A 14,264-nucleotide genomic window follows, 5' to 3' on the forward strand; every position below is an offset into this window, starting at 1 on the left:
GACCTTTAATTGTGTATGGAAATGCGGTTGACATTGTCAAACGCATCAGCGCCGGCGATCACCACTTGTTCCCCGACTGTTACGCCATCGAGGATTTGTATTTGACTGACACTGACGGCACCGACTTGAATTGCGCGTTTCTCGGCAATTCCTTGATTGAATACGTAGGCAAACTTTCCACCGAACTGTTCCAAGAATGGTCCCCGTTGCACCACGATGACATTATTTTTTTCTTCAATCAGCAAGCGCACGCTGACGCGCTGGCTCTGCCGCAGGCCGCTTGGTTGCTGAGCGTCGAAGCGGATTCTCGCCAAGACTTGGTTATTGGACACCTCGGGCGACATGGAAGCTAATTGGCCAGCAACTTTTCTATCCGCTATGTGTATCTCGGCACGCATCCCTAAACCAAGATCGGCAAGATAGATTTCCGGAATCGCCACTTCGACTTCGAGTTGAGACAAATCGACTAAACTCAGCACCGGGCTGTCGGCTGCGACCATGCTACGATTCGGTACCGAGACGACACCGATCAGTCCGTCGATTGGTGCCCTCAGGTGTAAGGCATCGACGCGTCGTTTGGCATAGTTAAGCGTAGCTTTTTGTCGCTGCAATTGCTGGATTTTTGACTTCAGCTCTAACTGCACATCCGCGCTCTCGAGTTCTGCGGCTGCCGCCGCATGTTTGCTACGGATTTCCGCGCTCTTGAGTGTGTTTTGTACTTTGGCGAAATCATTCTCAGGCACGACGCCTAAACCACCCGCTTTCTCGATCCGGCGATAGGCATTTTCTGCCGCCATGCGCTCAATCTCGGCTTGATCGGCATCGCGTTGTGCCAAGAGTTTTTGTTTACTTGCGAGTATTTTTTGTCGCGCGACTTCGGCTTCCAATTGTTCGTAATGCGATTGTTCGCGCTTCAAGGCTTCGCTCACATCAGGGGCTTCCAGCGCTGCCACTACCTGCCCTTGCTTGACCGTATCGCCAGCCTTGACGGTGAGGGTGACCGTGCCGCTGGCGCTGGAAAATACCGTCGGGCTGACGGCTGCGATGATTTTCCCATTGACACTCGCATCGCGCACCAAGTTGCCATGGCTGACTGTCGCCAGCCGCAGCCGCGCCATACTCACTGAGTGGGCACTGTTACGCCAAGCCGCGAACAAGCAGAAGGCAAGGATGCTGAGGACGATTGCGCCGATACTGATTCCTATCAGAAACTTACGCCGTTGCCAGGTCGGAACGATCAGTACGGCATCTTGTGATGAAGTATCTCTGATCATCAGCTTTCCCTTATGAATGTATTTTTACTCGCCACTGCCGGCGAAATACTGGCCGCGCGCCACGCCGGCATCGCAGCGGCAAGGACACCGAGCAGTAGCAAGCCGATGGCACCCAGGGCGACATAGCTGAGCGGTAGTGGGGCAATGTCCAGTTGATTGATCAGCAGCTGATTTAAGCCTATAGCCAACAGCATGCCGCCGCCGATTCCCGCCGTGCTGATCATCACATTCTCCGTAATGAAGTAGCGTAAGATGTCGACTTTTCTTGCACCGAGTGCGCGTCGCATGCCAATTTGTTGACGTCGCTGCGTGAGCCATAAATTGCTTACGCCGACTATGCCGCTGGCGCTGATTATCAGCAGCAACACGCTGACGACGACTAATATCGAGATGATGCTCATCTCTTTGCCATAGCGTTGTTGTCGGTCTTGTAGTGAGGTCTTGCTGTCTATCCGCACGGGAAATGTACTGGCTGCGCGTAGGGCCGTTTCCACTTCGGCGATTACGCGCTGCACTTGCCCGTGTTCGCTGCGGATCACCAGCATCGGTGAGCTGCTTGCCGTTCTCACAGGGAGCAGCACGGAGTAGTCGGCTGCCGATGCGCTGGGCGCACTCGGTGTTTGCAAGCGCGCGACGACACCGATGATGTGCGATTCTTTCGCGCCTGATCCTGTGCCCCAAAAGAATGATTTTCCCGTATAGCTTTCGGCATCCGGAAATAAATTCTGCGCCAAGGCTTGCGTGACAATCACTTGATCAGGCTTGATTTTTTCGCCGTCCGGATCTTGCTCGATAACATCGCTGTCGGTGAAATCGCGGCCAGCAACTAATTGTAAGCCCAAGCTTTTGATCAGTGAGTCCGGCGACAGGTACAGCGAGACGATGGCACTGGGCTGTGTTTGATGGCGATCGGTAGAGATGGAAACGTTCCAGCCCGCTTGCGACATCGGCATTTGCGAGACTTCCGCTGCAGAAACGACGCCGGCGACGGCCGAAGCCACTTGTACTATTCTTTTTTGGTAGCTGATTTTTTCCGCCTGGCTCAGCGGCAGATGAGCGCTGATGCGCATGGAAAAAGTATTCGCTTCGTCGGCCAAACCGCTAGGGCGATGGGCATCATGGAGGCGTATATTTACGACATGCATGGCATTGGACAGAATTGCCAAGCTCAGGGCAATTTGTATCGCCACCAAGAACGGTGCAGTCTTATTCCGCATTAAGGCTGAAAAGATCGGGCGAATATCCATGGCTGCTGAATTTATTGTGATTTTAATTGAATGGCAGGCATGACCTTGCTAGCACGCCAAGTCGGCAGCAGCGCGGCCGCAACACTGGCGGCGATGGATAGGAAAAATGTGAGCAGCAGCATGGTGAAATCGAGCTGAGCGGTCACGGCCAAATCGGCACTGTGCATGGCAATACGCGACAAACAAAAATAAGTGAAGGCCAAACCCAGGGTGCCGCCGGCTAAGCCAAGTACGACGGATTCCGTTAAGTACTGTTTGAAAATCTCAGCTTGCGTCGCACCTAACGCCCGACGAATACCGATCTCAAGCGTGCGCGCAGAAAATTTCGCCAGTAACAAGCCGCTCGCATTGACCAAACAAAGGACTAAAAACCCCAAGGATAGCCAAGTCGCCAGCTTGCTGTCATTCGGGACTACGTGCAGATATTCCATCCATTCTCTGACATTGAACAAGGCATTCGGTGCTTGACGCGGGAAGCGGCCGAATTTTTTTTGATCGGCGGTGTAAGCATCCAATTGCTGCTTCAGTAGAATTTTTTGTATGGTCGAATCGGTTTCAAACCAAAACTGTATCCACAGGCATTCCGAATCAAGCACGCCTTGAAAGCCCGGGCCGACCAAGCCGGAGCAAGATAGATTGCCACTGTTTTCAAACTTGTTGGCGATCGCCGTGCGAAACGGAAGGTATATTTCATCCTCGCCGGCGACCATGCTTTTTCCATTCAAGAGATTGGTATAGCGCGGCAAAGGATTCCAAGCTGCGAGCACGCCGATGATGGTGAAGTCTTGCTCTTGAAAACGCAGACGCTTGCCTACCGGATTGTCTGTGCCAAAAAATTGTGTGCTGGTATTTTGCGATAAGACAATCAGCCTGGCGCCCTTGTTATCGTCATCCTCACTCCACGCAGAGCCATACTTGAACGGCAGTTCAAACATGGAAAAATAGGCGCTGGTGGTTGCCACGCCACGAACGCTGAGTAAACCTGATCCGGCTTTTGGTGATTCAACTAAACTTCGGATGTTATAGAGTGCAGTGCGGTTCTTGGCAAATTTCAAACGCAACAAATTGCTCGCGTCAAGATAGCTCATGTGGGGGGAATCTTCTGCTGAACGCGGGGCCGCCGGAATATAGTTCTCCAAGGGACCATTGTCGATGACAGGTACGAGCAAGTCAGCACTCTTATGCGGAATCGGGTCGCTCGACAAAGCATGTAAGATCGTCAGCGTGGTGACACTGGCCGCAATGCCGAGCGCCAAGATGATAGTCAGAAGTATGGTCAGTGACAATTGACTGCGCAGCTTACGTATTCCTGACTTCAGATAATAGGCAAACATTGACGAGACCTCGTTCAACTGGCACGCATGGATGATCTCAATAGCGCGGGTGATACTGCGGAGGGGAGAATATGATTTTAGTTTGTAACCGAGCGCAGATGTCTCGTAAAAATACGAAAATCAGGCGATCACAAATAGGACAGCGACGAAATGGGTGGATGCAGCTTGGTCCAGCTGGCTCGCTTGATTGCACTGCAATATCAGTAATCGGGCTTTTCGCGCAGCAGCGATTGCCAAATGCGGCGCGACTGTCTTAGTATTAAATTCTTTGTTCTAATGTGGCGAGGAGAGAATTCAATGGCGAACCCGTTGCAGACGCGCGAAGCCGACAGCGCGCCGCCCGATATCCATACCGTGATCGACAGCGACACCGTGTTTCCACCATTGCGCCGGGTCGCTATGCTGCGGCCCTTCAGGTGGTTACGGTTGGGTTGGCGTGACAGCCTGGCTTCGGGTGGCAGCAGTTTCCTGTATGGCGTTTGCTTTGCCTTGATGGGGTGGTTTCTCAATCTGGTGCTCAATCATGCGCCCGAGTATGTGTCGGCGCTCAGTTGTGGCTTTTTACTGGTCGGGCCTTTGTTGGCGTTGGGCTTGTACGATATCAGCCGGCGCTTGGAAAATCAGCGCTCCGGTTTGCTGGGCAGTGTGTTTTCCATGCGCGGGCGTTGGAGCAATATCGGCGTCTTGGCCTTGGTGCTGGCGGTGGTGCTGATGGTGTGGGCGCGTGCGTCTTTGGTCATTTTCGCTTTGTTTTACAACAAGGGCATGCCGACCATGCAAGGCTTTTTGCAGCACCTGTTTTCGCTAGACCATCTCGAATTCATTTTGGTGTATGCCTGCATAGGCTTTATTTTTGCCAGCATTGTGTTTGCCATCAGTTGGGTCTCTATTCCGCTCATGCTCGATCGTGATACCGATGCGATTACCGCCATGATCATCAGTTGTGTTGCCTTGTTCATCAATGTGCCGCTTAGCATCGTTTGGGCCTTGTTGATTGTGGCCTCGGTCGCGCTCGGTCTGGCTACTTGGAATCTGGGTTTCATCGTGCTCATGCCGTTGATCGGCCATGCCACTTGGCATGCCTACAAGGATGTGGTCGGGCATGCCGTCGCGCAAGCAGATGTGACAAATGTTACCGAAGTGTAAGTAATGTTGATGTAGGGAAACTAATCCGCTATAACGTCCACATCGCGCAAATTATTTCCATATGGAAATAGTGGCTGGCGCGTAGTCTTGTGGAGCGGCCCATGAACCCATCGAAATTATTCCATCTCTTGACGCTGTGCGCGTGTGCCGGTCATAGCGCCTTGGCGCTGGCCCAGAGCGTCACCTTAAGCGTCGATACCCAATCTGAACGCAAAGCCATCAGTCCGCTGATTTATGGCTATAACGCGTATGCCGATGGCAGCGGGCGTAACGGTTTGCAAAATCAGGGTGGCTTGGCCAATTTGCAGGAATTGAATTTGGTTTCGCGTCGTCTTGGCGGTAACAATATGACCAGTTATAACTGGGAAAATGGCGTCAGTAATTCCGGTGCCGATTGGTGCAATTCATCCAATGCCGGTGTCAGTGCCACGGCCGGTGCCGGTGATCCGTCCCAGACCGCCGGCTTGGCGTATTACGCACCGGGGGCTGCGCTCAAGAGCTTTCAAGATCAGTCGCTGTTGTTGGGTACCTACTCCTTGCTGCAATTACCGGCCGCCGGCAAATTGCCGAAAGATATAGTCAATCTCTATCCACCCGGCAGTTGCAACGGTTCCGCCTTGTGGCAAAACGCACCCGGTGCTTCGAACATCGATCTGAGCCGCTGGGTCAGCATCGTCAATGATAAGCCGGCCAGTGCCGGGGCCTTGAGTTTGCAGCCGCAGATCGGCGACGCCACCGTGTATATTGATGAAGAACTCAATTTTTTACTGAAAAATTATGGTGCGGCCAGCAGTGCTAAAGGCGTCAAGGCGTATGAGCTCGATAATGAACCGGATCTGTGGCACCAGTGGCCGTCGGCTTATGGCGAGGGGACGCATCCGCTGCTGTATCCGAATGTGACGACGGTGGCCGATGTGTTACAGAAAAATGCTGCCTTGGCGGCAACCGTGAAACGCATGGATGGCAGCGCGGAGACTTATGGTCCGGCCGTCAGCGGCTATCTTGGTCTGTTCAGTTTGTGGGCCGTGTGGGATGGTGCGCAGACACGGCAACCGGCTGATTGGGCCAGCTACAATGTAGAACCTTTTCTGAGCAATAACACGGGCGATCGCTATCGTTACAATGGCATGACCTTCGCCAATGTGTATTTGAATAAAATGAAACAAGCCTCGACGGCCGCCGGTCGCCGCTTGCTCGATACGCTGTCATTCCATTATTATCCGCAAGCTTCGCAAACGCCGGCCGACCGTGTGCAGGCGGCGCGCAGCTTGTGGGATGCGGCGTATGTCGAACCGAGCTGGATTACCCAAAGCGGTTACGGGTTTACCGATGGCCGCGGCTTGCAGGTGCTGCCGAAATTGAAACAGGCGATTGCCGATTTTTACCCCGGTACCAAGTTGGCCGTGACCGAATACGATTTCGGTGGCAAGGATGATGTCAGCGGGGCTATCGCTCAAGCCGATGCGCTCGGGGCGTTCGGTCGTCAGGGCGTGTACATGGCCAGTTACTTTGGTGATGTGGAAGGGTATATCGGTGCCGGCTTCAAATTATTCCGCAATTACGATGGAAATAAATCGGTATTTCCGGAAATTTCGGTTAAATCAGCTTCGACCAATAATGCCAATGCCAGCGTGTATGCGGCCGTCAGCGCCACTGATCCGACTACCCTGCATATCATCGCCATCAATCGTTTGAGTACGGCTGTGAAAGCGAGCATACAGATTAAAAATCCGCTGGCTTTCAAAACCGTCAAGGCTTGGGGCGTCGATGCCTCAAGCCAGGCACTCAGTGCACGCAAGGGCATCGCGGCGATTGCCAAGAATAGTTTCAGTTACAGTTTACCGGCACAATCGGTGCTGCACTTCGTGCTGCAACCCTGAGTAATTGCGGATTAAATCCTGCTGCGATTTAATCCGCGTTTTTCTTATTTTTTGAGTTCGCTGAGCACGCCGCGCAGCATCGCCAGCATTTGATCGATTTCTGCGTTCGTGACGTTTAAGGCGGGCATGAAGCGCAGCAGATCGGGACGCGGTGAATTCAATAACAGACCGACCGGTTCCAAATTACGCGCCGCTTCGACAATCGCGCCGCCGATCGGGCTGCCGAGTTTGAGCGCGCGCAGCAAGCCTGCGCCGCGTTCGCCTTCGAGTCCAAATTCATCCGACAATTTATTGAGTTCGGCACTCAAATACGCGGCGCTTTGTTTGACTTGTGGCAGAAAGCCGGGCTTGCTGATTTCTTTGAGCACGGCGATGCCGACCGCCGTCATCAACGGTGCACCATTATAGGTGCCACCCTGATCGCCGGGAACGAAACAAGCCACCGCTTCGCGACACAGCAGCGCGCCCAGTGGCACGCCGCCGCCTATGCCCTTGGCCAAGCTCATGATATCGGGTTCGATATCTGACAATTGATAGGCGAACAATTCGCCGGTACGGCCCATACCTGATTGGACTTCGTCGACGATGAGCAGAATGCCATGTTTTTGTGTCAAGGCGCGTAGTGCTTGCATGAATTCTGTACTGGCCGGTATCACACCGCCTTCACCTTGTATCGGTTCGAGCATGACGGCAACGGTTTTGTCGCTGATCAAATTTTCTACCGAGGCGATGTCATTGAGATCGGCTTTCGGAAAACCACTGACTTGCGGCGCAAACAGCGTATCCCAGCCCGGTTTGCCGGAGGCCGACATGGTGGCCAGGGTGCGACCATGAAAACTATGGTCGAAGGTGATGATTTCAAACGCGCCGTTGCGGTGCAATTGCCCCCACTTGCGGGCCAGTTTGATCGCGCCTTCATTGGCTTCGGCACCGCTGTTGGTAAAGAATACACGATCAAAACACGAGGCGGCCGTCAGCATGCCAGCCAGTTCCAGCATCGGTGCGTTATAAAATGCCGGCGAAGGGTTGAGCAATTTTTTTGATTGCGCTACCAGCGCTTCGTGGATCACGGCTGGACTATGGCCGAGACAATTGACGGCCCAACCTTGCAAGTAATCGAGATAGCGTTTGCCATTGTGGTCGGTCAGCCACATGCCCTGACCCTCGGTAAAGATGATTTCGGGACGCGGGGTGATGTACATCAGAGAATTAACTTTGTACTGACTGAATTCCATTTCAAGACTCCTGAGGGTGAGCGGGCATACGGGGTAATCAATAAGAAAAAAGCCACAGGAAAAGGCCTGTGGCTTGATTAGCTTGCGTCCGGTGACGGCGCGGTTTCACTAATATGTCGGCCCAGGCTCGCACAGCGCGAGTCGGCGTCGCGCGATATTTGGTGAAGACATGTCAGAGAAGATTTTCATAAAACGCAGTGTAGGACTTTTTCCGCACTGCGTCAAAATAAATTTTCCCAGTACCGTGTTTTAAGCCAAATCGGCTTCTGAAGTGAACGCATCGGCATAAAACTCTTCGGCCGGCAAGTGGCAGATGCCGGACAATTGCGTTTGCGCCGCTTGTACCATGAGCGGTGCGCCACAGGCATAGACTTGATGGCCGGAGAGGTCGGGATGGTCATCGATCACGGCTTGATGCACATAGCCGCTGCGGCCGCTCCATTGGTCTTCGGGCCGCGCATCGGACACTACCGGCACATAGCGGAAGTTGGCCAGCAGGGCAGGCCATTGCTGGCACAGGGCATCGAGATACAAATCGCTCGGGCGACGAGCGCCCCAGTAGAGCGTGATGGCGCGTGTTGAGCCGCTGTGTATCAGTTGTTCGACGATGGCTTTGATCGGTGCCATGCCGGTGCCGGAAGCCAGTAAAATGATCGGCTTGTCGCTGTCTTCGCGCAGAAAAAAACTGCCTTGCGGGCCTTCGAAGCGGACGATGTCGCGTTCTTTCAGGGTGGAAAAAACCTGATCGGTGAACAAACCACCGGGCATGTGACGCAGATGCAGCGTGAGTTGGGTCTCGCTGTGGGGGGCATTGGCGATGCTGTAGCTGCGCCGTTTGCCATCTTTCAGCAGAAATTCTATGTATTGGCCGGGGCGGTAGCGTAAGCTTTCATTGGCCGGCAATTGCAAGGCCATGAGCATTACATCGCCCGAGAGTTTTTCGAGCTTGGCGATACGGGCTGGCATTTTTTTGAGCGGGTAATCGCTGCTGGCGGCGATTTCGCGCACGACAATGCTCAGATCGCTGTTCGGACGGGCGCAGCAAAACAGCGCCATGCCTTGCGCCGCTTCTTCGCTCGAGAGCGCGCGTTCCTGATGTTTGCCATGGGTCAGCGAGCCAGCCGTGACTTGGCCTTTGCAGGAGCCGCAGGCACCGTTTTTGCAGCCATACGGTAAGCCTACGCCGGCACGCAAAGCAGCCGATAAGACGGTTTCGCCGTCGTCACAACTGAATTGACGACCACTGGGTGTTACGGTTACTTGAAAAGTCATACAATCCTGAATATGAAAACACGTTTGAAAAAAACTGGCAAGCCACGCTTGCTGATCATCGGCTGTGGCGATGTCGGCCTGCGTTTGCTGGCCTTGCTGCGCGAGCGCTTCCGCATCTTTGCCGTCACCAGTCAACCGGCGCGTTGCGCCGAACTGCGCGCCGCCGGTGCCATACCGCTGCTAGCCAACCTTGATTGCCGCGCCAGCTTGGCACGTTTAGCCGGCTTGGCACCGACGATTGTCCATCTGGCACCGCCGCGCGCCGAAGGCGAGGGCGATCGCCGCACACAAAATTTGATCGCCATTTTACCTGAGGGCGGCCGTCTGGTGTATATCAGTACCACCGGGGTGTATGGTGACTGCGGCGCGCAGCGTTTTGATGAGACCCGCAGCGTGGCACCGCAGAATGCGCGGGCACGTCGCCGCGTGGCGGCCGAACAGAGCTTGCGTGCTTGGGCCAGAGGCAGGCGCGCGCATTTATCTATTCTGCGCGTGCCCGGTATTTATGCGGCCGAGCGCTTGCCGCTCGATCGTTTGCGTAAGGGTACGCCGGCCTTGATTGCGGCTGATGACGTCTATACCAATCACATCCATGCCGATGATTTGGCCTACCTGATCGTACTCTCATTGATGCGCGCACGACCGCAGCGGGTGTATCATGCGGTCGATGACAGTGATTGCAAGATGGCTGAGTATTTCGATGCCGTCGCGGCCGCCTTTGCGCTACCGGCCGCGCCGCGTCTGGCACGTGCCGAGCTGGCGCAACAGGTGTCGCCGCTGCTGCTGTCATTTATGTCGGAATCGCGGCGCATGCACAATACCCGCATCAAAGCCGAACTCGGCGCACGCTTGCGCTATCCGAGTGTGACGCAGGGTATTGCTGCGGCTGCCGCCGCACATTTGCTTAAATCAGCGCCGACGTGACTTTCAAGACTTCATCGGCGGTAGTCATGCCTTCGCTGATTTTCAGGGCACCGGCAATGCGTAAGGGTTGCATCTGATCTTTGATGCTCTGTGCCCGCAGCGCAGACAAATCAGCTTCTTTGGTGATGAGCTTGCTGAAACCCTGGGTAACGGTGAGTAATTCATACAAGCCGGTACGCCCGAGGAAGCCGGTTTGGCGACATTCCGGGCAACCGACCGGACGATACACGGTGCTCGGCTTGGCGATGCCCCAGTCTTCGACCAAGCTTTGCCAAACTGCATCGGTGATCTCGCCGTCTGGTGTTTTGCAATGACGGCACAGCGTGCGCACCAGACGCTGCGCCAGAATGCCGATGATGGTCGCTTCGAGTAAGTAATACGGCACGCCGAGTTCGAGCAGACGCATGATGGCCGACGGTGCATCATTGGTATGCAGGGTAGACAGCACCAGATGACCGGTCAGGGCGGCTTGGACCGCCATTTCCGCCGTTTCCAGGTCGCGGATTTCACCGACCATGATGATGTCCGGGTCTTGTCGCATCAAGGCGCGTATGCCATCGGAAAAACTTAAATCGATCGACGCTTGCACCTGCATTTGATTGAACGAGGCTTCCACCATTTCGATCGGATCTTCTACGGTGCAGACATTGACATCGGTCGTTGCCAAGGCCTTGAGCGTGGTGTAGAGCGTGGTGGTTTTGCCGGAGCCGGTCGGGCCGGTGACCAAAATGATACCGTGTGGTTTCTTGGTCAGCACATCCCAGCGGCGTGCATCGTTGATGGGGAAACCGAGTTCGGGCAAGGTTTTGACGACCACTTCCGGATCGAAAATCCGCATCACCATTTTTTCGCCGAACACGGTCGGCAGGGTTGACAGGCGTAATTCGACTTCTTGACCGTCGGCGGTGCGGGTTTTGATGCGACCATCTTGCGGGCGGCGCTTTTCGATGACATCGATGCGGCCCAAGAGTTTGATGCGCGCCACCATGGCGATCATGACTGTTGCCGGCACCTGATACACCTGATGCAGCACACCATCGATACGAAAACGTATCGTCGCCATATCACGCTTGGGTTCGAGATGAATATCCGAAGCGCGTTGGTCGAACGCGAATTGCCACAACCAATCGACGATATTGACGATGTGCTGATCATTGGCGTCGACTTGTTTATTGGTTTTTCCGAGTTCGACTAATTGTTCGAAATTTTGGCGCAAGCCGAGATCGTTGGCGCTGTCTTTTTTACGCGCATCTTTAATCGATTTTGCCAAAGAAAAAAACTGCACGATGTACTGCGATATTTCCAGCGGATTGGCCAGCACCAGGCGAATTTCTTTGCGCGAAATGCGCGCGATTTCATCTTGCCATTCATGATTGTAAGGGTCGGTGGTGGCGACCACCACGGTCTGCGCCGTCGATTCGACCGGCAGAATATTGAAGCGCGTGGCATATTTGACCGACATCACATCCGACACCGAAGTGAAGTCGATTTTCAGCGGGTCAATGCGGTAGAACGGCAGGTGCACTTTCCGCGCCGCCCATTCGGTCAGCCAGTCCAGCGTCAGCAAGCCTTGTGGCGGCTTGGCCGAATGCAGCTTGCACTGGGCCGCTGCCGTCAAGGGGTGCATATTGGCCGGGCCGTTTTTGAGCAAGCCTTGGGCTTCATTGAATTTCGCTTTCACTTCCTCTTTTTTGAGTATGCCGTCTTCCATGAGCCAGGTGAAAATCTGTTGCAGATTAAGGCTGCGTTTGCTGGTGCTGGTCATAGGTGGTGGCGGGAAAAAGGAGTGGGTGGGAATGCCCCGCACAGCGAAGCGAGGCATCAAAATTCACAGCGGGTCGCAGGCCGCTTTCAAGCCGTTAACCCAAGATTTGGCCGGTAACTTGGTGGCGCTTTTGATCTCATCGGCGCGTGCATACAGTGCGCTGAAATCGAAACTCTGTTTTTGTTTGAAGGCGATTGCGACGACGTTACCATCATGGACTTCCGGCAGACACAGCACCTGCGCGAAGGCGAAGCGCAAGGCTTTCAAATTGCGCGCATAACTGGGATGGTCGCCAAACAGGTTGACGGTCAGGATGCCATCGGGCTTGAGGCATGCAGCGCAGGCTTGGTAAAATTCGGCGCTGTCGAGCACCGGTCCTTTGGCGGTGGCATCGTATAAATCGACCTGTAGCGCATCGACCCCGCCATGCTGATTCGGGTCGTTGACAAAATTGAGGGCGTCCATTTCGTAGACGTTCAGACGCTCGTCATTCATCGGCAGTTTGAACATGCTTTCGCAAATTGAAATGACGGAAGGGTTGAGTTCGATGGCCGTTACCCGCGCCTGTTCGAATTGACGATAGCAAAATTTGGTCAGTGCACCGGTACCGAGACCGAGTTGCACCATATGTTCAGGCTTGGGATTGAACAGCATCCAGCACATCATTTGCTGGGCGTATTCGAGTTCGATTGCATCGGGTTTGCGCAAGCGCATGGCACCTTGTACCCATTCTGTACCGAAGTGCAAATAGCGTACGCCATCGAGTTCAGATAAGGTGACTGGTGCGTAGCGGACTTTGCGCGGCGCTTTGGGGGCCGCAGCACGTGGGCCGGAGCGATGGTTGGCTTCGGCTTCTATGGATTTTCGTTTGATAAGCATGGCGCTATTTTACCTTTTACTGTCATGGCATCGGTAAAAACCGGGAAAATTCTTGTAACCGCATGAAAGCTGCCGTCTACTTGCTCAATGCCCGTGCTATCGCCGCGTCCGGTCTGCGCCGGCAGCGTCTAAAATCCGCGCAAGGCCAACCACGCCGCCAATTTGTTCGCATACGCGAGCGTATAGGCCGGACTGCTCGATGGCAGCGCGACGATGCGATAGTGGGCGGCCTGTGCGCCGAGCACACGTAAGCCCAGTTTGGCTGCGGTGCCGCCGTTGAAAGCGATGCTTGTGATGCCGGGATGCTGTGCCAACAGACCGAGCAAATCATTGTCATCGCGCGCACGAATTTGGCTGTCGAGACTGCCGGCGCGCTGCGCTTGGGCCACGACATCCCATAAGCCTATGCCATGCCGAAGCAGGGTGGCCAGTTTATCCGGGTAGGGCAGTTGGTGTAACTCGGCATCGATGACAGCACCGACCAGTTGCCAGAAGCGATTTTGCTTATTCCCATAGTATTCATTGCGCATCAGAGATTGCTCACCGGGTAAACTGCCCAGTATCAGCAAGCGCGTGCCAGCGTCGATGACCGGCTCGAAGCAACGCTTGAAATCAGGTGGCAAGGCAGCAGGGCGACGGTGCATAGATGCTTGAATGAGATGGGCAGGGAGGGATGCTACTATCTGGCGCACGAAAAACCGCTGCTGCCGCTTGAGCTAAGGAACTATGAGCTCAAACAATACTCTTATTATCTGTTAATTGTAAGCTGATAAGGTGTGCTTATCAGTACGTAACCAGGAGATTGTGATGAAAAAGTTATTTATCGTGGCAGCCATAGCGGCCACGAGCTTATTGAGTGCCTGTATGTCGCCGTCAAATTCGGGCAGCGTATATCGTGCCGGTCAGGCGCAGATTGAGCAGAATATTCGGATGGCTTATGTCGAGTCGGTGCGTAATGTCACCATTGATAAGGGACAAACCGGAGTCGGTACGGTCGCCGGCGCAGCGCTCGGTGGTATCGCTGCGGGTAAAAATATCGGTGGCGGCAGTGGTGCGGTTGCTGCTGGCATCGTCGGCGCGATCGCCGGCGGCGTGATTGGGCAAAAAATAGAAGGCAGTGTCAGTCAAAAGCCTGGTTATGAAATCACGGTGCGACTCGATAATGGCGAGATCAAGGCGATTGTTCAAGATGCCGATGAGTCGTTTCGCAGCGGTGAGCGGGTGCGTTTGTTAACGAGCGGCGGTACTACGCGCGTCTCTCACTGAGTTAGCGACGAACGCCACTGGGTTCCCGCCAAAAGCGCGCGG

Annotated in this window: 12 protein-coding genes; 4 read left to right on the forward strand and 8 right to left on the reverse strand. The window is 54.5% G+C overall.

What is annotated here, in order from left to right; all coding sequences use genetic code 11:
- Positions 1-5: 5 nt before the first annotated feature.
- Genes RHM61_RS10620 through RHM61_RS10630 form a run of 3 tightly spaced genes read right to left on the reverse strand, consistent with a single transcriptional unit; the run spans position 6 to position 3,855 of the window.
- Positions 6-1,274 carry an efflux RND transporter periplasmic adaptor subunit gene (locus RHM61_RS10620; RefSeq protein WP_322247281.1) on the reverse strand — a complete coding sequence of 423 codons (1,269 nt, stop codon included), beginning with the start codon at positions 1,272-1,274 and terminating at the stop codon, positions 6-8.
- Positions 1,274-2,491, reverse strand: a complete 1,218-nt coding sequence (locus tag RHM61_RS10625; protein ID WP_322247283.1) for an FtsX-like permease family protein — start codon at positions 2,489-2,491, stop codon at positions 1,274-1,276. Before RHM61_RS10625 ends, RHM61_RS10620 begins: the two co-directional genes overlap by 1 nt.
- A 41-nt stretch (positions 2,492-2,532) precedes the next feature.
- A complete protein-coding gene (locus tag RHM61_RS10630) occupies positions 2,533-3,855 on the reverse strand; it encodes an ABC transporter permease (protein WP_322247285.1) in 1,323 nt (440 codons plus the stop codon).
- A gap of 297 nt (positions 3,856-4,152) precedes the next feature.
- Here RHM61_RS10630 and RHM61_RS10635 point away from each other — a divergent pair, with 297 nt between their 5' ends.
- Both RHM61_RS10635 and RHM61_RS10640 read left to right on the forward strand, forming a co-directional pair.
- Entirely contained in the window at positions 4,153-5,001 is an 849-nt protein-coding gene (locus RHM61_RS10635; protein ID WP_322247287.1) for a DUF2189 domain-containing protein, read from the forward strand.
- Positions 5,002-5,102: 101 nt separating this feature from the next.
- Entirely contained in the window at positions 5,103-6,881 is a 1,779-nt protein-coding gene (locus RHM61_RS10640; RefSeq protein WP_322247289.1) for a glycoside hydrolase family 44 protein, read from the forward strand.
- A 44-nt stretch (positions 6,882-6,925) separates the two neighbouring features.
- Here RHM61_RS10640 and RHM61_RS10645 read toward each other — a convergent pair whose 3' ends face one another.
- A complete protein-coding gene (locus tag RHM61_RS10645; RefSeq protein WP_322247291.1) occupies positions 6,926-8,116 on the reverse strand; it encodes an acetylornithine transaminase in 1,191 nt (396 codons plus the stop codon).
- A gap of 249 nt (positions 8,117-8,365) precedes the next feature.
- Positions 8,366-9,388, reverse strand: coding sequence for a CDP-6-deoxy-delta-3,4-glucoseen reductase (locus tag RHM61_RS10650; protein WP_322247293.1), 1,023 nt, complete (start codon positions 9,386-9,388; stop codon positions 8,366-8,368).
- Between the two features lie 12 nt (positions 9,389-9,400).
- On the opposite strand from RHM61_RS10650, the gene RHM61_RS10655 reads away from it, so the two are divergent.
- Positions 9,401-10,312, forward strand: a complete 912-nt coding sequence (locus tag RHM61_RS10655; protein ID WP_322247295.1) for a sugar nucleotide-binding protein — start codon at positions 9,401-9,403, stop codon at positions 10,310-10,312.
- Here the strand turns inward: RHM61_RS10655 and RHM61_RS10660 are convergent.
- The 3 genes from RHM61_RS10660 to RHM61_RS10670 all read right to left on the reverse strand — a co-directional run bounded on the left by RHM61_RS10660 (position 10,293) and on the right by RHM61_RS10670 (position 13,600).
- Positions 10,293-12,077 (reverse strand): GspE/PulE family protein, encoded by a 1,785-nt coding sequence (locus RHM61_RS10660; protein WP_322247297.1) that lies wholly within the window; start codon positions 12,075-12,077, stop codon positions 10,293-10,295. The genes RHM61_RS10655 and RHM61_RS10660 overlap by 20 nt on opposite strands.
- 63 nt (positions 12,078-12,140) lie before the next feature.
- Positions 12,141-12,956: a spermidine synthase gene (locus RHM61_RS10665; RefSeq protein ID WP_322247299.1), complete on the reverse strand. Its 816-nt coding sequence runs from the start codon at positions 12,954-12,956 to the stop codon at positions 12,141-12,143.
- 128 nt (positions 12,957-13,084) lie between these two features.
- Positions 13,085-13,600: a DNA-deoxyinosine glycosylase gene (locus tag RHM61_RS10670; RefSeq protein ID WP_322247300.1), complete on the reverse strand. Its 516-nt coding sequence runs from the start codon at positions 13,598-13,600 to the stop codon at positions 13,085-13,087.
- A 163-nt stretch (positions 13,601-13,763) separates the two neighbouring features.
- Between RHM61_RS10670 and RHM61_RS10675 the strand changes: the two genes are divergently transcribed.
- Positions 13,764-14,222: a glycine zipper 2TM domain-containing protein gene (locus tag RHM61_RS10675; protein WP_322247301.1), complete on the forward strand. Its 459-nt coding sequence runs from the start codon at positions 13,764-13,766 to the stop codon at positions 14,220-14,222.
- Positions 14,223-14,264 lie beyond the last annotated feature (42 nt).

This window comes from Undibacterium sp. CCC3.4, from assembly GCF_034347425.1.
Lineage (GTDB): Bacteria > Pseudomonadota > Gammaproteobacteria > Burkholderiales > Burkholderiaceae_D > Undibacterium.

Excerpts from the sequence above, each read along its gene's own strand:
- RHM61_RS10640 (WP_322247289.1), top strand. The coding sequence starts at position 5,103 with ATGAACCCATCGAAATTATTCCATCTCTTGACGCTGTGCGCGTGTGCC.
- RHM61_RS10650 (WP_322247293.1), bottom strand. The coding sequence starts at position 9,388 with ATGACTTTTCAAGTAACCGTAACACCCAGTGGTCGTCAATTCAGTTGT.
- RHM61_RS10645 (WP_322247291.1), bottom strand. The coding sequence starts at position 8,116 with ATGGAATTCAGTCAGTACAAAGTTAATTCTCTGATGTACATCACCCCG.
- RHM61_RS10625 (WP_322247283.1), bottom strand. The coding sequence starts at position 2,491 with ATGCGGAATAAGACTGCACCGTTCTTGGTGGCGATACAAATTGCCCTG.
- RHM61_RS10660 (WP_322247297.1), bottom strand. The coding sequence starts at position 12,077 with ATGACCAGCACCAGCAAACGCAGCCTTAATCTGCAACAGATTTTCACC.
- RHM61_RS10670 (WP_322247300.1), bottom strand. The coding sequence starts at position 13,600 with ATGCACCGTCGCCCTGCTGCCTTGCCACCTGATTTCAAGCGTTGCTTC.
- RHM61_RS10635 (WP_322247287.1), top strand. The coding sequence starts at position 4,153 with ATGGCGAACCCGTTGCAGACGCGCGAAGCCGACAGCGCGCCGCCCGAT.
- RHM61_RS10630 (WP_322247285.1), bottom strand. The coding sequence starts at position 3,855 with ATGTTTGCCTATTATCTGAAGTCAGGAATACGTAAGCTGCGCAGTCAA.
- RHM61_RS10675 (WP_322247301.1), top strand. The coding sequence starts at position 13,764 with ATGAAAAAGTTATTTATCGTGGCAGCCATAGCGGCCACGAGCTTATTG.
- RHM61_RS10655 (WP_322247295.1), top strand. The coding sequence starts at position 9,401 with ATGAAAACACGTTTGAAAAAAACTGGCAAGCCACGCTTGCTGATCATC.
- RHM61_RS10620 (WP_322247281.1), bottom strand. The coding sequence starts at position 1,274 with ATGATCAGAGATACTTCATCACAAGATGCCGTACTGATCGTTCCGACC.
- RHM61_RS10665 (WP_322247299.1), bottom strand. The coding sequence starts at position 12,956 with ATGCTTATCAAACGAAAATCCATAGAAGCCGAAGCCAACCATCGCTCC.